General features: G+C 67.7%; 19 protein-coding genes and 2 tRNA genes. 8 read left to right on the top strand and 13 right to left on the bottom strand.

Features of this window, described 5'->3' with window-relative positions; genetic code table 11:
• Positions 1 to 828, top strand: a complete 828-nt coding sequence (locus tag AC5Y4T_RS01925) for an oxidoreductase (protein ID WP_499951727.1) — start codon at positions 1 to 3, stop codon at positions 826 to 828.
• 6 nt (positions 829 to 834) lie between these two features.
• Here AC5Y4T_RS01925 and AC5Y4T_RS01920 read toward each other — a convergent pair whose 3' ends face one another.
• From AC5Y4T_RS01920 to AC5Y4T_RS01910, 3 genes are read right to left on the bottom strand one after another with little or no spacing between them, the layout of a single operon-like run.
• Entirely contained in the window at positions 835 to 1,764 is a 930-nt protein-coding gene (locus AC5Y4T_RS01920) for an NADP-dependent oxidoreductase (RefSeq protein ID WP_499951998.1), read from the bottom strand.
• Between the two features lie 5 nt (positions 1,765 to 1,769).
• Positions 1,770 to 2,453 (bottom strand): uracil-DNA glycosylase, encoded by a 684-nt coding sequence (locus tag AC5Y4T_RS01915; protein WP_499951725.1) that lies wholly within the window; start codon positions 2,451 to 2,453, stop codon positions 1,770 to 1,772.
• 41 nt (positions 2,454 to 2,494) lie between these two features.
• A complete protein-coding gene (locus AC5Y4T_RS01910) occupies positions 2,495 to 3,463 on the bottom strand; it encodes a thiamine-phosphate kinase (protein ID WP_499951723.1) in 969 nt (322 codons plus the stop codon).
• Between the two features lie 128 nt (positions 3,464 to 3,591).
• Here AC5Y4T_RS01910 and AC5Y4T_RS01905 point away from each other — a divergent pair, with 128 nt between their 5' ends.
• Positions 3,592 to 4,152 (top strand): DUF3515 domain-containing protein, encoded by a 561-nt coding sequence (locus tag AC5Y4T_RS01905; protein WP_499951722.1) that lies wholly within the window; start codon positions 3,592 to 3,594, stop codon positions 4,150 to 4,152.
• Positions 4,153 to 4,156: 4 nt separating this feature from the next.
• Here the strand turns inward: AC5Y4T_RS01905 and AC5Y4T_RS01900 are convergent, their stop codons facing one another.
• Entirely contained in the window at positions 4,157 to 5,293 is a 1,137-nt protein-coding gene (locus AC5Y4T_RS01900) for a D-alanine--D-alanine ligase family protein (RefSeq protein ID WP_499951720.1), read from the bottom strand.
• A gap of 89 nt (positions 5,294 to 5,382) precedes the next feature.
• A complete protein-coding gene (locus tag AC5Y4T_RS01895; protein ID WP_499920170.1) occupies positions 5,383 to 6,417 on the bottom strand; it encodes an NAD(P)H-dependent glycerol-3-phosphate dehydrogenase in 1,035 nt (344 codons plus the stop codon).
• A gap of 159 nt (positions 6,418 to 6,576) precedes the next feature.
• On the opposite strand from AC5Y4T_RS01895, the gene cofC reads away from it, so the two are divergent.
• The 3 genes from cofC (at position 6,577) to mutT1 (ending at position 10,658) form a co-directional block, all read left to right on the top strand.
• Positions 6,577 to 7,239, top strand: coding sequence for a 2-phospho-L-lactate guanylyltransferase (gene cofC / locus AC5Y4T_RS01890; protein ID WP_499948377.1), 663 nt, complete (start codon positions 6,577 to 6,579; stop codon positions 7,237 to 7,239).
• A gap of 193 nt (positions 7,240 to 7,432) precedes the next feature.
• Positions 7,433 to 9,622 carry an RNA degradosome polyphosphate kinase gene (locus AC5Y4T_RS01885; protein WP_499920236.1) on the top strand — a complete coding sequence of 730 codons (2,190 nt, stop codon included), beginning with the start codon at positions 7,433 to 7,435 and terminating at the stop codon, positions 9,620 to 9,622.
• An 88-nt stretch (positions 9,623 to 9,710) separates the two neighbouring features.
• Positions 9,711 to 10,658: an 8-oxo-(d)GTP phosphatase MutT1 gene (gene mutT1 / locus AC5Y4T_RS01880; protein WP_499920168.1), complete on the top strand. Its 948-nt coding sequence runs from the start codon at positions 9,711 to 9,713 to the stop codon at positions 10,656 to 10,658.
• An 88-nt stretch (positions 10,659 to 10,746) separates the two neighbouring features.
• On the opposite strand, the gene AC5Y4T_RS01875 is transcribed toward mutT1, so the two are convergent.
• The 3 genes from AC5Y4T_RS01875 to leuC all read right to left on the bottom strand — a co-directional run bounded on the left by AC5Y4T_RS01875 (position 10,747) and on the right by leuC (position 13,665).
• A complete protein-coding gene (locus AC5Y4T_RS01875) occupies positions 10,747 to 11,391 on the bottom strand; it encodes an HU family DNA-binding protein (RefSeq protein WP_499920167.1) in 645 nt (214 codons plus the stop codon).
• A gap of 199 nt (positions 11,392 to 11,590) precedes the next feature.
• Positions 11,591 to 12,199: a 3-isopropylmalate dehydratase small subunit gene (gene leuD / locus AC5Y4T_RS01870; protein ID WP_499951997.1), complete on the bottom strand. Its 609-nt coding sequence runs from the start codon at positions 12,197 to 12,199 to the stop codon at positions 11,591 to 11,593.
• A gap of 26 nt (positions 12,200 to 12,225) precedes the next feature.
• Positions 12,226 to 13,665, bottom strand: a complete 1,440-nt coding sequence (leuC, locus tag AC5Y4T_RS01865) for a 3-isopropylmalate dehydratase large subunit (protein ID WP_499920166.1) — start codon at positions 13,663 to 13,665, stop codon at positions 12,226 to 12,228.
• Positions 13,666 to 13,750: 85 nt separating this feature from the next.
• Here leuC and AC5Y4T_RS01860 point away from each other — a divergent pair, with 85 nt between their 5' ends.
• Both AC5Y4T_RS01860 and AC5Y4T_RS01855 read left to right on the top strand, forming a co-directional pair.
• Entirely contained in the window at positions 13,751 to 14,452 is a 702-nt protein-coding gene (locus AC5Y4T_RS01860; RefSeq protein WP_499951719.1) for an IclR family transcriptional regulator, read from the top strand.
• A gap of 112 nt (positions 14,453 to 14,564) precedes the next feature.
• Complete coding sequence (locus AC5Y4T_RS01855) at positions 14,565 to 15,077, top strand: pyridoxamine 5'-phosphate oxidase family protein (RefSeq protein WP_499920164.1); 513 nt, start codon at positions 14,565 to 14,567, stop codon at positions 15,075 to 15,077.
• A gap of 12 nt (positions 15,078 to 15,089) precedes the next feature.
• On the opposite strand, the gene AC5Y4T_RS01850 is transcribed toward AC5Y4T_RS01855, so the two are convergent.
• From AC5Y4T_RS01850 to AC5Y4T_RS01835, 4 genes are all read right to left on the bottom strand, one after another.
• Positions 15,090 to 15,162: transfer RNA gene (locus AC5Y4T_RS01850), tRNA-Glu, on the bottom strand.
• 73 nt (positions 15,163 to 15,235) lie between these two features.
• A tRNA-Gln gene (locus AC5Y4T_RS01845) sits at positions 15,236 to 15,307 on the bottom strand.
• Positions 15,308 to 15,453: 146 nt separating this feature from the next.
• A complete protein-coding gene (gene gltX, locus AC5Y4T_RS01840; RefSeq protein ID WP_499951717.1) occupies positions 15,454 to 16,935 on the bottom strand; it encodes a glutamate--tRNA ligase in 1,482 nt (493 codons plus the stop codon).
• Complete coding sequence (locus AC5Y4T_RS01835) at positions 16,932 to 17,738, bottom strand: fumarylacetoacetate hydrolase family protein (RefSeq protein ID WP_499951716.1); 807 nt, start codon at positions 17,736 to 17,738, stop codon at positions 16,932 to 16,934. The genes gltX and AC5Y4T_RS01835 overlap by 4 nt, the downstream gene beginning before the upstream one ends.
• Positions 17,739 to 17,970: 232 nt before the next feature.
• On the opposite strand from AC5Y4T_RS01835, the gene AC5Y4T_RS01830 reads away from it, so the two are divergent.
• Positions 17,971 to 19,275, top strand: a complete 1,305-nt coding sequence (locus AC5Y4T_RS01830) for an MFS transporter (RefSeq protein WP_499951715.1) — start codon at positions 17,971 to 17,973, stop codon at positions 19,273 to 19,275.
• On the opposite strand, the gene AC5Y4T_RS01825 is transcribed toward AC5Y4T_RS01830, so the two are convergent.
• Positions 19,175 to 20,185, bottom strand: a complete 1,011-nt coding sequence (locus AC5Y4T_RS01825) for a 3-isopropylmalate dehydrogenase (protein ID WP_499951713.1) — start codon at positions 20,183 to 20,185, stop codon at positions 19,175 to 19,177. The two genes, AC5Y4T_RS01830 and AC5Y4T_RS01825, sit on opposite strands and share 101 nt — an antisense overlap.
• Positions 20,186 to 20,202 lie beyond the last annotated feature (17 nt).

Raw genomic sequence — 20,202 nt, 5'->3', positions numbered from 1 at the left:
ATGTCGCGCTGGCTGATCACGGGGTGCTCCACCGGCTTCGGTCGCGAAATCGCGCGCGCCGCGCTGCAAGCGGGCCACAGCGTGGCGGTGACCGCACGGCGGCCCGAGGCGGTGGCCGATATCGCCGACGAATTCGGCGACCGGGCCCTGCCCCTCGCGCTCGACGTGACCGACGCCGGCCAGATCGCGGCGGCGGTGTCGGCGGCCGACGCGGCGTTCGGTGGTATCGACGTCCTGGTCAACAACGCCGGTCACGGCTATCTGTCCTCGGTGGAAGAGGGCGAGGACGCCGAGGTGCGAAAGCTGTTCGACGTGAACTACTTCGGGGCGGTCGACATGATCAAGGCGGTCCTGCCGGCCATGCGCGCCCGCGGGTCGGGACACATCATCAACATCTCCTCGATGACGGGCCTGGTGGCCAACCCGCCCAACGCCTATTACTCGTCGACCAAGTTCGCGCTGGAGGCGGTGACCGAGGCGCTGGCCGCCGAGGTGCGCCCGCTGGGCATCAAGGTGACCGCCATCGAGCCGGGCGCGTTCCGCACCGACTGGGCGACGCGGTCGATGAAGGAGTCGGGCAGCCCGATCTCCGACTACGCCGACGTGGCCGCGCGCAAGGACCTGATCAAGCAGTTCGCCGATCATCTACCCGGTGATCCGAAAAAGGTGGCCGACGCGGTGCTGATGGTGACCACACTCGACGAGCCGCCACTGCGACTGCTGCTGGGCCGTGACGTGCTGAAGGCCATGCGGGACAAGATCACCGCGATGTGGGCGTCGATCGAGGAGTGGAAGGCCGTCACGAAAGACGTCAATTTCGCGGATTGACGGCGCTCAGTCCCGCACGACGAGGACCGTCTTGCCGGCGTGCCTGTCGGTGCCGCGACTCTCATACGCCTCGCGGCCCTCGTCGAGGCCGAACGTCTGGGCGATCGCGACGTGCAACCGGTCGCCGTCCACCAGCGCGGCCAGCTCGTCGAGCTGATCTCGATTCGGCGTGACGATGAAAAAGGTTGCGGTGACGCCGAACTCGTCGGCCCGGCCGTCCGGAGGCGGTGCGGGCAGGGTGACCAGCCGGCCCCCGCGGCGCAGCACGCCGAACGACCGCTCCAACATCTGGCCGCCGACCGTGTCGATGACGACGTCGTAGCGGGCATCGGTCTCGTCGAATGCCTCGGCGCGCACGTCGATCACCCGGTGCGCGCCGCAGCCCCGCAGAAGATTGGCGGCGCCGCTGCGCACCGTCGCGGTCACCCGGGCGCCCCGCAGCGCGGCCAGCTGAACCGTCAGCAGCCCCACTCCCCCGGCGCCCCCGTGCACCAGCACGGTCTCGCCCGGTTGCACGGCGGCGTGGTCGACCAGAGCCTGCAGGGCGGTCAGGCCGGCCAGCGGCAGCGCGGCGGCGACGACGTGCGACACCGTCGACGGCTTGCTGGCCAGGTCGGCCGCCGGTACGGCGACGAATTCGGCCGCCGCACCGTCGCGGTCGAACGCGATCAACCCGTACACCTCGTCGCCGGGCGCGAAATCCGTGACGTCGGCGGCGACCGCTTTGACGACGCCCGACACCTCGTGGGACGGGATCACCGGCAGGCGGCTGGCCCCGTCGCGGGTCCAGGTCTCCTCCCACGTCAGCTCGTCGAAGGTGATTCCCGCCGCGTGCACGGCGATCAAGGCTTCGCCCGCGGCCGGCACCGGGACCGGGGCACGTTCGAGCACCAGCTCCTCCGGGCCGCCCCGGCGGTGCGCCCGCAGCGCGGACATCTCGGTCATGGCAGGCGCCAATCGATCGCGTCGGCGCCCATCTCGGCCAGCAGTTCGTTGGCGCGGCTGAACGGGCGCGAACCGAAGAACCCGCGCGAGGCCGACAGCGGGGACGGATGCGGCGATTCGATGGCGACGCAATTCCCTTGAGCGAGAATCGGTTTGAGCGTCGAAGCGTCGCGGCCCCACAGGATGGCCACCAGGGGCCGCGATCGCTGCGTCAGCGCCCGAATAGCGCACTCGGTCACCGCCTCCCAGCCCTTGCCACGATGCGAAGCGGGATTGCTGGGGCGCACGGTGAGCACCCTGTTCAGCAGCAGCACGCCGCGCTGCGCCCAGGCCGTCAGGTCACCGCACGAGGGTTGCGGATGGCCCAGGTCCGCGCCGTACTCCTGAAAGATGTTGGCCAGACTGCGCGGCAACGGCCGCACCTCGGGGGCCACCGAAAAGCTCAGGCCCACAGCGTGTCCGGGCGTCGGGTACGGGTCTTGCCCGACAATCAGCACCCGGACGTCGTCAAAGGGATAGGTGAAGGCGCGCAACACATTCGGTCCGGCGGGCAAATACCTGCGCCCGGCAGCGATCTCGGCGCGCAGGAATTTTCCCATCTCGGCCACCTGGTCGGACACCGGCTGCAGCGCGCTCGCCCAACCGGGCTCCACCAGTTCACTCAGCGGACGCGCGGTCATCATCGGCTCTTCGCGATCGCGTAAACGGTCACCGCGTCACCCTAATACGATTGCCAGCCGGCGTAGCCGATCCACTCCTGATCGTCGACGAGCACCCGGGCCGGCCCGTCGAGAACCCGCCCGATGACGCGCCATCCGGCCGGCGCGGGGCCGGCGAAACACGCCGCCAGGGCGTGGTCCTCGCCACCGCCCAGCACCCAGTGCCAGGGATCGGCGCCCACCGCGACCGCGGCGGCCCCAAGCGCATCGCGGTCCGCGGCCAGCGCCGCCGTGGACAGATCCATGCCGACCCCCGACGCCTCTGCGACATGACGCAGGTCGGCGACCAGGCCGTCGGAGATGTCGATCATCGCCTGCGCGCCCCCGGCCGCGGCCACCGCGCCCTGTCCGTAGGGGGGCTGCGGCACCAGATGCCGGCGCCGCAGCTCATCGAAGCCATCAATATCGTTGCGCCACAGGTCAAATCCCGCCGCCGACCGGCCCAGGTCACCGGCGACGGCGATCAGCGCACCGGGCTTCGCGCCCGACCGAAGCACCGGTGCGCGCCCGTCGGAGTCGCCCAGCACCGTCACCGAGATGACCCACTGCGGGCAGTGGACCAGGTCACCGCCGGCGATGCCGGCACCGATCCGTTGCGCCTCGTCCCACATTCCGTCGACCAGCGCGTCCACCTCCGCCGCCGGTGTATCACCGGGTGCGCCGAAGGCGACCACGAACGCCGTCGGCCGCCCACCCATCGCCTCGATGTCCGCGGCGTTCTGGGCAATGGCCTTGCGGCCGATGTCGTGCGGCGTCGACCAGTCCAGCCGGAAGTGCCGATCCTGCACGAGCATGTCGGTCGACACCAGCGCGCGGCCATCACCCGATGACACCAGCGCCGCGTCGTCACCCGGTCCGAGCACGACCGCTGCGGGCTGCTCGCGCCCCCGCACCAGGCGATCGATCACGGCGAACTCGCCGAGTTGCCGCAGCGACGGCGACTCGCCCGCTTCGTCTTGCACGCCACCCACGATAGGGCTCGTGCCGTTGCTCAGACCGCGGCGGACGGGGCTACGCGGCCCTTATTCGCCCCGAGAATAAATTGGCACGTAAGTAAATGCGGGCGATAGTGGTTAGCAGAAAAGGAGGTGCGCGGGCGGTGGCAACCGAATCGGACGCCGATGCCGGGCCGCCGCGCGCGCTGATCATCGTCGCGATCGCGCTGGCCGTCGCGACCATCGGCGTGATCCTGGCCATCGCGGCGACCCGGGAGGCGCCCCCGCGTTCGGTCGCGGTTCCCGCGGCCCCCGCGCCGCAGTCCGACGCGCCGGCATGCCGGGCATTGATGGGGGCGCTGCCGCAGCGGCTCGGGGATTACCAGCACGCGCCGCTCGAGCAGCCGGCCCCGCACGGCGTCGCCGCCTGGCGAAGCGGGCCGGACGGTGACCCGGTGGTGCTGCGTTGCGGCGTCGATCGCCCCGCCGAGTTCGTGCTGGGATCTCCGATCCAGGTCGTCGATCGGGTGCAGTGGTTCCAGGTGCGTTCCGAACAGCAATCCGCCGGCGATGCGGGCCGATCCACCTGGTACACGGTGGATCGCGGAGTCTATGTGGCGCTCACTCTGCCGGCCGGATCGGGACCGACGCCGATCCAGCGGCTCTCCGAGGCGATCGACCGCAGCATCCCGGCGGCGCCCATCGACCCCGGCCAGCCCCGCTAGGTGGTCAGCGCAGGCCTACTCCGCGGGCCAGCGCGGTCTGGACCATCGTCGCCAGCAACGTCGCGTAGTCCACGCCGCTGGCCGCCCACATCCTCGGGTACATCGAGATCGTGGTGAATCCCGGCATCGTGTTGATCTCGTTGAGCACCGGCCCGTCTTCGGTGAGGAAGAAGTCCACCCGGGCCAGCCCTTGGCAGTCGATCGCCTTGAACGCCCGGACCGCCAATTGGCGCACGCTGTCGGCGATTTCGTCGTCCACCTTGGCGGGCACGTCCAATTCGGCCGCGTCGTCGAGGTATTTGGTCGAGAAGTCGTAGAACGAATCCTCGCGCCCGCGCACGCCGGCCACCCGTATCTCACCCAGCGTGCTGGCTTCCACTGTGCCATCGGGCATTTCGAGCACACCGCATTCCAGCTCACGACCGACGACGGCGGCCTCGACGATGACTTTCGGGTCATGCCGCCGGGCCATCGCGATGGCGCCGTCCAGCTGATCCCAGCTCGACACCCGGCTCACGCCGATCGAGGAACCGCCCCGGGCGGGTTTGACGAACACCGGCAGGCCCAACCGCTCGCACTCGTCGGGGCGCAGCCCGGAGTGCGACGGGCGCAGCACCGCGTAATCGCCGATCGGCAAGCCTTCGGCGGCGAACAGCTTTTTGGTGAACTCTTTGTCCATGCCCGCCGCGCTGGCGAGCACGCCGGCGCCCACGTAGGGCACACCGGCGAGTTCCAGCAGACCCTGAATGGTGCCGTCCTCGCCGTAGGGGCCGTGCAGCACCGGAAACACCACGTCGACCGACGCCAACACCTCACTGGCGCCGGGGGCGAGGGACACCAGTTGACCGCTGCGCACGGGATCGGCGGGCAGCGCCAATTCCGTTCCCGATGCGGCGGTCACCTCGGGCAGCTGCCGGTCGGTGATCGCCAGCGCGGCGGGGTCGCCGTCGGTGAGCACCCAGGAGCCCTCGGGAGTGATGCCGATCGCGAGCACCTCGAACCGCTCCGGGTCCAGGTTGCGCAGAATGCTGCCCGCCGAGACGCACGAGATGGCGTGCTCGTTGCTGCGCCCGCCGAAGACGACGGCGACGCGTACCCGCTGGCCTGAGCCGGGGTGCGGCGAGCGCTGGCTGGCATTCACAATCTCAAGAGGCTACCGGGTGGCGCCGGGCCCGGCCGGGTGGCGGGCCTTGCATGGCCTTCTCGTATGTCCTCATACGTCCGCGCGGTCTATTCGGGCTTGGTCCTGCGGCCCAGGAGCAGGGCCATCGCCTCGTCCACCGACAACCCCTTGTGGCACACGCGGTGCACGGCGTCGGTGAGGGGCATTTCGACGTCGTAACTGGCGGCCAGCGCCAGCACCGACTCGCAGGACGTCACACCCTCGACGACGTGCCCGTCGCCGCCGTCGGGCGTGCCGGCCAGCACCGACGAGATGGTCGCCCCCCGGCCGAGCCGTTCGCCCAGCGAACGGTTGCGCGATCGCGGTGAGCTGCAGGTCGCCACCAGGTCGCCCACTCCGGCCAGCCCCGCCAGGGTCGCGCCCTTGGCGCCCAGCGCAATCCCCAGCCGCATGATCTCGGCCAGGCCGCGGGTGATGATCGCCGCCGCGGTGTTCTCGCCGAGTCCGACACCGACGGCCATCCCGCACGCCAGGGCGATGACGTTCTTGCAGGCCCCGCCGATCTCCGTGCCGACCACGTCGCTATTGGTGTACGGGCGGAAGTAGCCGCTGTTCAGCATGCGCTGCAGGGCCACGGCCCGCCCCGAGTCGCTGCACGCGATGACGGTGGCGGCGGGCTGGGATGCGGCGATCTCGCTGGCCAGGTTGGGTCCCGAGATCACCGCGACCTGAGACGGGTCGACGCCGACGACGGAGACGATGACCTGGCTCATCCGCATCAACGTGCCGAGCTCGATGCCCTTTGCCAGGCTGGCCAGGGTGGCGCCCTCCCGGATCAGCGGCGCCCAGCGCTCGAGGTTGCCGCGCATCGTCTGCGCGGGCACGCCCAGCAGTACGGTCGACGCGTCGCGCAGAGCTTCGGCGGCGTCGGCGGTGGCCCGGATGCCCGGCGGCAGCAACGTGCCGGGCAGGTAGTCGGCGTTGTATCGGGTGGAATTGATCTGCTCGGCGAGCTCGGGCCTGCGGGCCCACAGCGTGACCGACGTGTCCGGCCCCCCGGCGTCGAGCAGCACTTTGGCCAGCGCCGTGCCCCACGCCCCGGCACCCATGACCGCGACGGCGCCCGATGATGCGCTGGTCATGTATGACCCCCTGTCCGTGGTCGGTGTCGCTCACGCGGCACGTGCAGCCGCTACACCCTAGATCACGGGCGTCACGCGAGCCAGCGCGTCCGGCGCACCGGTCGGCATCACGCCCCGTGACGGGCGATCCGCAGAGCGTCGCTGGCAGGATGACTTCTCATGAGCGGCATACGAGCCGACGGTGCGGCCCACGACGGCGGCGATGTGGCGCTGATCATCGCCGTCAAGCGGTTGGCCGCGGCCAAGACCAGGCTGGCCCCGGTGTTTTCGGCGCGCACGCGGGAAAGCGTCGTGCTCGCCATGCTGACGGACACCCTGACCGCCGCCGGACGGGTCAGGTCGCTGGGTTCGATCACCGTGATCACGCCCGATGACGCCGCGGCCGCGGCGGCCATCGATCTGGGAGCCGACGTGCTGGCCGACCCGACACCCGAGGGTCATCCCGATCCACTGAACAACGCCATCGCAAGCGCGGAACACGCGGTGGGCAGTGCTTTCACCAATATCGTTGTGCTGCAAGGGGATCTACCCGCACTGCAGACCCAGGAGCTGAACGAGGCGATCGCCGCCGCACGCCAGCACCGGCGTAGCTTCGTCGCCGACCGGCTGGCCACCGGCACCGCGGCGCTGTTCGCGTTCGGCAGCCCGCTCAACCCGCAGTTCGGCTCCGATTCCTCGGCGCGGCACCGCAGTTCGGGTGCGATCGAGCTCACCGGCGCCTGGCCCGGCCTGCGGTGTGACGTCGACACCCCCAACGATCTCGCCGCCGCCCGTCGCCTCGGGGTGGGGCCGGCCACCGCACGCGCGATCGCGGCGCACTGAATCGGTCGGCAAATCTGTCAGGTGAGTAAACGTCATCCAAACGGCGAATGGATGTCCCTCGAGCGCCGGCCGCGGTGGTGGTGACCCGCTTCGCCCGGCTACGCCGCGCTCGCGATCACCACTGGCTCCGATGGTGGTGACCCGCTTCGCCCGGCTACGCCGCGCTCGCGATCACCACTGGCAGCACCCGCGCATGATGAGCAATGATCGCAGGGTGACTGAAATCGAAGCTGAGGCGCGACCCGACGAGAATTTGTGGCATTCGGGCGACTCGGCCGTGGCGGCACCACCGGCTGCGACCCAGGCCGCGCTGACCGATCTCCCGGACGATCGTTACCTCAACCGCGAACTGAGCTGGCTCGACTTCAACGCCCGCGTGCTCGCGCTGGCCGACGACAACTCGCTGCCGCTGCTGGAACGTGCCAAGTTCCTGGCGATCTTCGCCTCCAACCTCGACGAGTTCTACATGGTGCGCGTCGCCGGCCTCAAGCGCCGTGACGAGATGGGATTGTCGGTCCGCTCCGCCGACGGGCTGACGCCGCGAAAGCAACTCGCCCTCATCGGCGAACACACGCAGCGGATCGCGACCCGGCACGCGCGGGTGTTCCTCGATTCGGTGCGGCCCGCGCTCGCCGAGGAAGGCATTCACATCGTCACGTGGGCCGACCTCGATCAGCGCGAGCGCGACGAATTGTCCGCCTATTTCACCGAACAGGTCTTCCCTGTGTTGACGCCACTGGCCGTCGATCCCGCGCACCCGTTCCCGTTCGTCAGCGGGCTGAGCCTGAACCTGGCGGTCATGGTGCGTCAGCCCGAGGACGGCGGTCAGCACTTCGCGCGAGTCAAGGTGCCCAACAACGTCGATCGCTTCGTCGAGCTCGCGGCTATCGGCAGCGCCGACGACGGCGGGCGGACGATCGTCCGCTACCTGCCGATGGAGGAGCTGATCGCGGCGTTCCTTCCTCTTCTCTTCCCGGGCATGGAAATCGTGGAGCATCACGCGTTTCGCATCACCCGCAACGCCGATATGGAAGTCGAAGAAGACCGCGATGAGGATCTGCTGCAGGCGCTGGAGCGGGAATTGGCGCGCCGGCGGTTCGGTCCGCCGGTGCGACTCGAAATCGCCGACGACATGACCGAGGGCATGCTGGAACTGCTGCTGCGCGAACTCGATGTGCATCCCGGTGACGTCATCGAAGTCCCCGGCCTGCTCGACCTTTCGTCGCTGTGGCAGATCTACGGCCTGGACCGGCCGGCACTCAAGGACCCGGCGTTCGTCCCTGACACCCACCCCGCGTTCGCGGATCGCGAATCTCCCAAGAGCATTTTCGCGACGCTGCGCGAGGGCGACGTCCTGGTGCACCACCCGTACGACTCTTTCTCCACCAGCGTCCAGCGCTTCATCCAGCAGGCCGCCGCGGACCCGAATGTGCTGGCGATCAAACAAACGCTGTACCGCACCTCCGGTGATTCGCCGATCGTGCGGGCGCTGATCGAAGCGGCCGAGGCCGGAAAGCAGGCCGTCGCACTCGTCGAGATCAAGGCGCGTTTCGACGAACAGGCCAACATCCGCTGGGCGCGCGCACTCGAGCAGGCGGGCGTGCATGTGGTCTACGGGCTGGTCGGCCTCAAGACGCACTGCAAGACTTGCCTGGTGGTGCGTCGCGAAGGTTCGGCCATCCGGCGGTACTGCCACATCGGAACCGGCAACTACAACAGCAAAACCGCCCGCCTGTACGAGGATGTCGGCCTGCTGACGGCGAACCCCGATATCGGCGCGGACCTCACCGATTTGTTCAATTCGCTTACCGGCTATTCGCGTAAGGTCTCCTATCGCAATCTGCTGGTGGCACCGCATGGAATTCGGGCCGGCATCATCGAACGTGTCGAACGCGAGATCGAAGCGCACCGCGAGCGCGGAAACGGACGCATTCGCCTGAAGATGAACGCGCTCGTCGACGAGCAGGTGATCGATGCGCTCTACCGCGCCTCGCAGGCCGGGGTGCGGGTCGAGGTCGTGGTGCGCGGCATCTGCGCGCTGCGCCCCGGCGCCGAAGGGTATTCCGAAAACGTCTTCGTCCGCTCGATTCTCGGTCGTTTCCTGGAGCACTCGCGGATCATCCATTTCCGCAACATCAACGAGTTCTGGATCGGCAGCGCCGACATGATGCACCGCAACCTCGATCGGCGCGTGGAGGTACTGGCTCAGGTCAAGGACCCCAAGCTCACCGCGCAGCTTGACGAATTGTTCGAATCCGCACTGGATCCGTCGACCCGGTGCTGGGAATTGGGGCCCGACGGGCAATGGACCCCGTCGCCACAAGAAGGCGAGAGCGTGCGCGACCACCAAGTATCGTTGATGGAGCGCCATCGCAGCCCCTAGCTCTGTGCGGTTGATTTCCGGTCGTTTCTCCCGGCCGCATCCTGACCATGTGTGCGGCTCTGAAGTGAATTGATCTGCAGGAGTTGAGGTGCCGACCCAGAATTCCTCCGCCGCACGGCGCTCTGGAAGCCGAGTCGTCTACGCCGCCGGTGCGGTGCTGTGGCGGCCGGGCGATGGTGATGCGGGCGACCGCGACATCGAAATCGCCGTCATTCACCGTCCCCGGTATGACGACTGGTCACTGCCCAAGGGCAAGGTTGACCCCGGCGAGACGGCGCCGGTGACGGCGGTGCGCGAGGTGCACGAGGAGACGGGTCAGCACGCCGTCCTCGGCAGGCGGCTCGACTTGGTGAGTTACCCGATCGACCAGGGCGTCAAAAAGGTCTGCTACTGGGCGGCGCGCTCCACCGGCGGGGACTTCGCTCCCGGCAACGAGGTGGACGGATTGCTGTGGCTGCCGATCGCCGAGGCGATGCAGAAGCTGGATTACGCGCAAGACCGAAAAGTGCTGCGCCACTTCAACAAGAAGCCCGCCGACACGCATACCCTGTTGGTGGTCCGGCACGGCACGGCCGGCCGCAAATCGCGTTTCTCCGGCGACGACGCCAAGCGGCCGCTGGACAAGCGTGGACGAGCGCAGGCCGAGGCGCTGGTGCCGCAGCTGCTCGCCTTCGGCGCGTCGCAGGTGCATGCGGCCGACCGCGTTCGCTGCCACCAGACCGTGGAACCGCTTGCCGAGGATCTGGACGTACCCGTGCACAACGAGCCCACCCTTACCGAAGAGGCCTATGCCAAGAACGCGAAGCGCGGACGCCACCGGATGCTGGATATCGCCGAGCAGCAAGGCACCCGCGTTGTCTGCACTCAGGGCAAGGTGATTCCGGACTTGATCGAGTGGTGGTGTCAGCGCGATGGCGTGCGGCCCGACAAATCGCGCAACCACAAGGGCAGCACCTGGGTGCTGTCGCTGTCAGACGGACGGTTGGTGGCTGCCGACCACATCGGCGGCGCGCTGGCGGCCGACGTTCGGGCCTGACGCGATGGCGGCAACCCGCTAACGCACGAATACCCTTCGGGGGCTTCAATGCCGCCCGAAGGGTACTCGTGTCTAGAACTTGACTCCGCTACTTGCGACCGCGACGGGCGGTCGTCTTCTTTGCGGCCGCCTTGCGGGCGGGAGCCTTGCTCGCAGCCTTGCGGGCCGGAGCCTTGGTCGCGGCCTTCTTGGCCGGGGCCTTCTTGGCGGCGGTCTTCTTGGCCGGAGCCTTGGTCGCCGCCTTACGAACTGGAGCCTTCTTGGCCGCAGTCTTCTTGGCGGGAGCCTTGGTCGCGGCCTTGCGGGCCGGAGCCTTCTTGGCCGCAGTCTTCTTGGCTGCGGTCTTCTTGGCCGCGGTCTTCTTGGCGGGCGCCTTCTTCGCGGCGGTCTTCTTGGCCGCGCCGCTACCCCCTACGACACCGCGTTTGACGGCGGGGCCGTCCGACGGGAGGCGCTGTGCGCCAGACACAACCGCTTTGAACTGTGCACCGGGGCGGAACGCCGGGACGGACGTCGGCTTCACCTTCACCGTCTCACCGGTCCGCGGGTTGCGGGCCACCCGTGCTGCGCGGCGGCGCTGCTCGAACACACCGAACCCGGTGATGGTGACGCTGTCGCCCTTGTGTACCGCACGCACAATGGTGTCGACAACGTTCTCGACCGCTGCGGTCGCCTGTCGACGGTCCGTGTTCAATTTAGTTGTGAGCACATCAATGAGCTCTGCCTTGTTCATCAATCCCTCCGACGCTAGTGGTCCTCGATTTGAACCGACTAGTGGACACGGTAAACCCTCACCCAGCAAATTTCCAAGAGCCACGCGCAATTTCAAGGCAAAGCGTGCGACGTTTTCGCAATCCGGTTGCCGCCCTTGACCGGTGGAGGGTGCTGAAAATCGGCTCGGTTTAGTTAGCCGATCAAGCAGAAAAGCGGCTTCACCCGGCCGTTGACGAGGTGGGCAGAGTGCGCGGTTTCCAGTCCGGATATGCCGCCTCGAAAGCTTGTATCTCATCGAGTTTCCGCAGCGTAAGGGCTATATCGTCAAGGCCCTCGAGCAGTCGCCATGCGGTATGGTCGTCAATCTTGAACGGCAGCACCGTCGTTCCCGCGGTGATATTTCGATCTTGAAGATTGACAGTGATTTCCAGTCCCGGGCTTTCCTCGATGAGCTTCCAGAGCAGTTCCACGCCGTCCTGAGAAACTTCGGCCGCCAGCAGCCCCGCCTTGCCGGCGTTGCCCCGGAAGATGTCACCGAATCGAGGCGAGATGACCACCCGGAACCCGTAGTCCATCAGCGCCCACACCGCGTGCTCGCGCGACGATCCCGTCCCGAAATCGGGTCCCGCCACTAGCACCGAGCCGCGGTCAAAGGGGCTGAGATTTAGCACGAATGACGGATCCGACCGCCAGCTGGCGAACAGTCCGTCCTCGAAACCGGTTCGGGTGACACGCTTCAAATACACCGCCGGAATGATCTGATCGGTGTCGACATTGGAGCGCCGTAGCGGCACACCGATACCGGTGTGGGTGCGAAATGCTTCCATGCTCATCCCTTCAGAGTTCGAATTCGTCAGCTCAAATCGGCTGGAGCGGACAATCTGCCGCGTACCGCCGTCGCTGCCGCTACCGCCGGAGACACCAGATGCGTGCGACCGCCTTTACCCTGCCGCCCTTCGAAGTTGCGGTTGGATGTCGCGGCGCAGCGCTCCCCCGGCGCAAGCTGGTCGGGATTCATCCCCAGGCACATCGAGCAGCCCGCTTGGCGCCATTCGGCGCCCGCGGCGGTGAAAACCTCACCCAGCCCTTCGGCTTCGGCCTGCGCACGCACGCGCATCGAGCCCGGCACGACGAGCATCCGCACCCCCGACGCGATCTTGCGGCCGCGCAGCACGTCGGCGACGACCCGCAGATCCTCGATACGACCGTTGGTACAAGAGCCCACGAACACCGTGTCAACGGCGACGTCACGCATCGGCGTGCCTGGTCGAAGGTCCATATATGCCAACGCTTTCTCAGCCGCCTGACGCTGCGCGTCGTCGGTCATCAGCTCGGGGTCCGGCACGGCGCCGGCCAACGGCACACCCTGGCCGGGGTTGGTGCCCCACGTCACGAACGGGCTCAGCGACGCGGCGTCGAGATAGACCTCGGTGTCGAATTCGGCGCCGGGGTCGGTGTGCAGCTGCCGCCAATAGCTCATCGCCGCATCCCATTGCGCCCCCTGCGGGGCGTGCGGGCGGTCACGCAGGAATTCGAACGTGGTTTCGTCCGGAGCCACCATTCCCGCCCGAGCACCCGCTTCGATGCTCATATTGCAGACGGTCATCCGTCCTTCCATCGACAGCGATTCGATGGCGCTGCCTCGATATTCGATGACGTGCCCCTGCCCACCGCCGGTACCGATCTTGGCGATCAGGGCGAGGATGATGTCCTTGGCCGTCACACCGGCGGGCAGCTGCCCGTCGACATTGACCGCCATCGTCTTGAACGGCCGCAGCGGCAGCGTCTGGGTGGCCAGCACGTGCTCGACCTCCGAAGTGCCAATTCCCATGGCCAGCGCGCCGAATGCGCCGTGCGTCGAGGTGTGGCTATCGCCACACACGACCGTCATTCCGGGCTGCGTGAGACCCAGCTGCGGCCCGACCACATGCACGATCCCCTGCTCGACGTTGCCCATGGGATATAGCCGCACACCGAATTCGGCACAATTTCGGCGCAATGTCTCGACCTGGGTCCGCGACACCGGGTCGGCGATCGGCTTGTCGATATCGGTGGTCGGAACGTTGTGATCCTCGGTGGCCAGCGTCAAGTCGGGGCGGCGCACCGGCCGGCCGGCCAGGCGCAGGCCGTCGAAAGCCTGCGGGCTGGTGACCTCGTGCACCAGATGCAGATCGATGTAGATCAAGTCCGGCTCGCTGGCACCACCGGATACCACAACGTGGTCGTCCCATACTTTTTCGGCCAGAGTGCGCGGTTTGGTGGCGACCCCGGCCGCCCCTTGGTCGATTCCCATATCGAACTCGCCTCAATTCGCCTCGGTAGCGGCTCGCCGATCATTCGGGCTGTGATCTCAGAATGCGAGACGCTAGTATCTCCTTGTGAGACAGCATAGCGGTATCGGCGTCCTGGACAAAGCCGTGGGAATTCTGCACACGATCTCTCAATCGCCCTGTGGGTTGGCCGAACTGTGTGAGCGGACCTCGCTACCGCGCGCCACCGCGTATCGGCTGGCCGCCGCCCTCGAAGTCCATCGCCTGCTGGCACGCGACGACGAGGGACGCTGGCTGCTCGGTCCGGCCGTCACCGAACTGGCGGCCCACGTCAACGATCCCCTGCTGACGGCCAGCGCCGCGGTGCTCCCGATGTTGCGCGAAACGACCGGGGAGAGCGTGCAGCTGTACCGTCGCGAGGGCACCGACCGCGTCTGCGTGGCCGCACTGGAACCCGCTGCGGGCCTTCGCGATACGGTTCCCATCGGGGCGCGATTGCCGATGACGGCCGGGTCGGGCGCCAAAGTGCTACTGGCCCATAGCGACGTGGCCACCCAGAAGGCGGTGCTCGCGAGGGCGAAATTCACCGAACGAACGCTGGCCGAGGTGCGGCGGCGGGGCTGGGCTCAAAGCGTGGCCGAGCGCGAGCCGGGCGTGGCGAGTGTGTCGGCGCCGGTGCGCGATAGCCGCGGCGCCGTCGTCGCGGCCATCTCGGTCTCGGGCCCCATCGACCGGATCGGCCGGCGCCCCGGGGCACGCTGGGCCGCTGATCTGCTCTCTGCCGCCGAAGCTCTCACCCGCCGCCTCTGAGCCACCGGCGGGCGTGCGTCCAGGGCGGCGTAATCGGGAATTCGTCGCCCTCGGCGCACGCTCAACGCCACCAATGCACAGTCACCGCAACCCGCCTGACAGACTGGCCGGCATGGGAACCAATCAGCGCGCGAGCATCGTCATGTCCGAAGACGAGATCGCCGACTTCGTCGTGAAAAGCCGCACCGGCACGCTGGCCACCGTCGGCGCCGACGGCCAGCCCCATCTGACCGCCATGTGGTACGCCGTCGTCGACGGCGAGATCTGGCTGGAGACCAAGGCCAAGTCGCAGAAGGCGATCAACCTCAAGCGCGATCCGCGCGTGAGCTTTCTGATCGAGGACGGCCACACCTACGACACGCTGCGCGGGGTGTCCTTCGAGGGCGTCGCCGAGATCGTCGACGATCCCGACGTCTCACATCGCGTGGGAGTCAGCGTCTGGGAGCGCTACACCGGCCCCTACAGCGACGACATGAAACCGTTTGTCGAGCAGATGATGAACAAGCGGGTGTGCGTTCGCATTGTGGCCCGCCGGGCTCGTTCGTGGGATCACCGCAAACTCGGCTTGCCGGCCATGCCGGTCGGCGGATCGACCGCACCGGCAGTCCTGGGGACCGACCAGTAGCTGCGATGTTTGTAGCCCCGATGGGATTCGAACCCACGCTACCGCCGTGAGAGGGCGGCGTCCTAGGCCGCTAGACGACGGGGCCAGAAACGATCCGAGCAGTCAGCATAGCTCACCCCGCTAAGCCCACCTAATCGCTTGAGGCGGAGAAAATTTTGCTGGGGTACCAGGACTCGAACCTAGAATGGCTGAACCAGAATCAGCTGTGTTGCCAATTACACCATACCCCATTGGCTGCCTAAAACCGCTGGTCAGCGTCGATTGCGGGCTTTCATAAGCTCTTTGGAGTCCGCCGCCGCCAGCCGTCATCGGCCTTTCATAAACCGCAGTGCAGACTACCAAAGTCTCGACGGGCACTCCGCACGCGCGGTCTCGGTCACTCGAGCGGGGTCTGCCCGGCCGTCTCACGCGCCGCCCGCAGTCGCCGCATGCTACGGCCGCGGCCCAGCAGCTCCAGCGACTCGAACAACGGCGGGCTGATGGTCGTTCCGGTCGCACCCACCCTGATCGGACCGAACGCCTTGCGCGGCTTGAGGCCGAGGTCGTCGATGAGCGCGGCCTTCAGCGCGGCTTCGATCTGCGGCGCCGTCCAGTCGGCCACCGCCTCCAGCGCGGGCAGCGCCGCGTCCAGCACCGCGGCGCCGTCGGCTCCCAGCTCTTTGGCGGCGGCCTTGGGGTCGAGCGCGTACTCGTCGTCGTTGAGGAACTTCAGCAGTTCCCACGCGTCACCGAGCACCACGATCCGGGTCTGCACCAGCTCCGCGGCGGTGGCGAAGCTGGCGTCGTCCAGCTCGAGGCGATGACCGTGCGCACTGAGATAGTCGCGCAGCCTGACGGCGAAGTCGTCGACCGCCAGCATCCGGATGTGCTCGGCGTTGAGCGCGTCGGCCTTCTTCTGGTCGAAGCGGGCGGGATTGGAGTTGACGTTGACCACATCGAACGCGGCCACCATCTCGTCGAGACTGAACACGTCGTGGTCGTCGGCGATGGCCCAGCCGAGCAACGCGACATAGTTGAGCAGCCCTTCCGGGATGAAGCCCCGGTCGCGGTGAGCGAACAGGTTCGACTGCGGGTCGCGCTTGGAGAGTTTTTTGGTTCCCTCGCCCAATACCGTTGGGAGGTGCGCGAACTGCGGAGTGCGCTCGGCCACGCCGATCCGGATCAGCGCCCGGTACAGCGCCAGCTGCCGCGGCGTCGACGGCAGCAGGTCCTCGCCGCGCAGGACATGGGTGATCTTCATCAGCGCGTCATCGCACGGGTTGACCAAGGTGTACAACGGATCTCCGTTGGCGCGGGTCAACGCGAAATCGGGCACGGACCCGGCGGCGAAGCTGGTGGCACCGCGAACCAGGTCGTCCCACGCGAGGTCTTCGTCGGGCATCCGCAGCCGCACCACCGGTTTGCGGCCCTCGGCCAGGAATGCGGCGCGCTGGGAATCGGTCAGCTGCCGATCGAAATTGTCGTAGCCCAGCTTGGGATTACGGCCGGCGGCGACGTGGCGCGCCTCGACCTCCTCCGGCGTCGAGAAGGCGTAGTAAGCCTCCCCCGCTTCGAGCAGCTTGGCCACGACATCGTGATAGATCTCACTGCGCAGTGACTGGCGGTAGGGGCCATAGGGTCCGCCGACCTCTGGTCCCTCGTCCCAATCCAGGCCCAGCCAGCGCAGCGCGTCCAGCAGCGCCAGATAGCTTTCCTCGCTGTCGCGCTGCGCATCGGTGTCCTCGATGCGAAAGACGAAGGTGCCCCCGGTATGTCGGGCGTAGGCCCAATTGAACAGCGCGGTGCGGACCATTCCGACGTGCGGCGTGCCGGTTGGCGAGGGACAGAATCGAACGCGGACGTGGGCTGGGGCAGTCACGATTTTCCTTTGCGGACCACGGGATTGGTGAGGGTGCCGATGCCCTCGATGGTGATGGAGACGCTGTCGCCGTCCTCGATGGGACCGACACCCGCGGGTGTCCCGGTGAGGATGATGTCACCCGGCAGCAAGGTCATCACGGCCGAGATCCACTCCACGATCGACCCGATGTCGTGAATCAGCAGTGAGGTGCGGCTGCGCTGCTTGACGTCGCCGTTGACCTCGGTGCGCAATTCGAGATCGCCCGGGTCCAGCGGTTTGAGGTCGGTGACGATCCACGGCCCCACCGGGCAGAAGGTGTCATGCCCTTTGGCCCTGGTCCACTGGTCATCGGATTTTTGTTGATCGCGCGCCGACACGTCGTTGCCGATGGTGTAGCCGAGGATGTTCTCCGCCGCCTGCGCGGCCGAGACGTCCTTGCAGGGCCGGCCGATGACCACCGCCAGCTCGCCCTCGAAGTGCACCGGTGATGCGTTGGCGGGCAAGCGAATAGGCACGTTCGGCCCGATGATCGCGGTGTTGGGTTTGAGGAAGATCACCGGATCCACCGGGGCCGGCCCGGTCATGTCCTTCATTTCGGCGATGTGATCGGCGTAGTTCTTCCCCACGCACACCACCTTGCTGGCCAGTATCGGGGCGAGCAGCCGGACGTCGGCCAGCGGCCATGATCGGCCGGTGAAGTTCGGCGTGCCGAATGGATGCTCGGCGATCTCGCGCGCGATCATCTCGGCGGGGTCGTCGAGTTCGCCTTCGATACTCACGAAGGCGACACCGTCCGGGCTGGCGATTCGACCAAGGCGCATTCGGTTGAGCCTAGTGACGGTCGCGAGCGCGGCGTAGCCGGGCGTGGCGGGCCGTCACCATTCGAGCCAGTGACGGTCGCGAGCGCGGCGTAGCCGGGCGTGGCGGGCCGTCACCGTTCGAGCCAGTGACGGTCGCGAGCGCGGCGTAGCCGGGCGTGGCGGGGGGCACCGCGGCGGGGGCACCGCCACAAGGCCTACCCCTAAAATTCGCGTTGGTATGCAAGCATGGGGAATGCAGACCGAACCGGCCGCGACGCCCGAAATAGGCGCCGGCGCGCGCTGGTCGATCATGATCGCTTCGCTGCTGGCAACGGCGAGTTCGTTCCTCTTCATCAACGGCGTAGCGTTCCTCATCCCGTCGCTGCAGGCCGCGCGCGGAATCCGGCTCGACGAGGCGGGCCTGCTGGCCTCGATGCCCAGCTGGGGCATGGTGGTCACGCTGGTGCTCTGGGGATACGTGCTGGACCGGGTCGGCGAGCGGGTAGTGATGGCCACCGGCTCGGCGCTGACCGCGGTAGCGGCCTACGCCGCGGCCTCGGCGCATTCGATGGTGATGATCGCCGTGTACCTGTTTCTCGGCGGCATGGCCGCCGCCAGCTGCAACACGGCCGGCGGGCGGTTGGTGTCCGCCTGGTTTCCGCCACACCAGCGCGGGCTGGCGATGGGCATCCGCCAAACCGCGCAACCCCTGGGAATCGCGTTGGGCGCCATGATAATTCCCGAGCTTGCCGAACACGGTCCGCGCGCCGGCCTTCGGTTCACCGCACTGGCGTGCACGCTCGGGGCGATCGTAAGCATCATCGGCATCGTCGACCCGCCGCGCAAGCCCCGCGCCAGCGCCAGCGTTCAGGAACTCGCCAGCCCGTACCGAGGGTCGTTGACACTGTGGCGAATTCACGCGGTGGCGGGTCTGCTGATGATGCCGCAAACGGTGACCGTGACGTTCATGCTGGTATGGCTGATCAGGAACCTGCACTGGTCGGTCGCGGCCGCCGGCGGGTTGGTCACTCTCTCGCAGCTGCTCGGCGCGGTCGGCCGCGTGGCCGTGGGCCGCTGGTCCGATCGGCTCGGCTCACGCATGCGACCCGTGCGCTACATCGCGACCGCCGCCGTGCTCGCTCTTCTGTTGCTGGCTTGGGCCGATTACGTGAACACCCGGTGGCAGGTGGCGCTGATGGTCGCCATCGCGGTGATCGCGGTTCTCGACAACGGGCTGGAAGCCACCGCCATAACCGAATTCGCCGGCCCGTACTGGAGCGGCCGTGCCCTGGGCATCCAGAACACCACCCAGCGAATGATGGCGGCCGCGGGGCCTCCGCTCTTCGGCGCCTTGATCTCGGCCGCGAAATACCCACCGGCATGGCTGTTGTGCGCGTTGTTCCCCTTGGCGGCCGTGCCGCTGGTACCGACGCGGTTGGTGCCGCCCGGCCTGGAGATCAAAGCCCGGCAGCAATCCGTTCGCCGACTTCGGTGGTGGCGCGCCGTTCGTTCCCTCGCGTTGCCAGATACTGCTCGACGGCCCGGTCCACCCGCATAGCGGCGTCGTCTTCGCCGAGATGGGCGAGCAGGAGCGCCACCGACATGATGGCGGCGGTCGGATCGGCGATGCCCTGTCCGGCGATGTCCGGAGCGCTGCCGTGGACCGGCTCGAACATGGAGGGATTCGCCCGCGTGCCGTCGATATTTCCACTGGCCGCCAAGCCAATTCCCCCGCATACCGCCGCCGACAGGTCGGTGATGATGTCGCCGAACAGGTTGTCGGTGACGATCACGTCGAAGCGACCGGGGTCGGTGACCATGAAGATGGTCGCGGCGTCGATGTGTTGGTACGCCACCTCGACGTCGGGGTAGTCGCGGCCGACCTCGGCGACGATGCGCGACCACAGCTTGCCGGCGAAGGTGAGCACGTTCGTTTTGTGCACCAGTGTCAAGTGCTTTCGGCGTCGCTGCGCCCGCTCGAACGCGTCGGCCACCACGCGGCGCACACCGAAGGCCGTGTTCTGGCTTACCTCGGTCGCCACTTCGTTGGGCGTTCCGACGCGGATCGCGCCGCCGGTGCCGGTGTAGGGACCTTCCGTTCCCTCGCGCACCACCACGAAGTCGATCTCGGGGTTACCGGCCAGCGGGCTGTTCACCCCCGGGTACAGCCGGCCCGGCCGCAAGTTGATGTGGTGGTCCAGCTCGAAACGCAGGCGCAGCAACAACCCTCGCTCCAGCACGCCGCTGGGCACCGACGGGTCGCCGATGGCACCGAGCAGGATGGCGTCATGCGCGCGCAGCTCGTCGACGACCGAGTCCGGCAGCAGCTCACCGGTGGCGTGATACCGCCGCGCCCCGAGGTCGTAGCTGGTCTTGTCCACCCCGGGCAGCACCGTGTCCAGGACTTTGATGGCCTCGGAAATGACTTCGGGCCCGATACCGTCGCCCTCGATCACCGCCAGCTTCATCGGCGCCCCATCTCATC

This window comes from Mycobacterium sp. NGS11, from assembly GCF_059813315.1.
The sequence above is the reverse complement of the archived record's forward strand: the minus strand, read 5'-3'. Positions and strand labels throughout refer to the sequence as shown.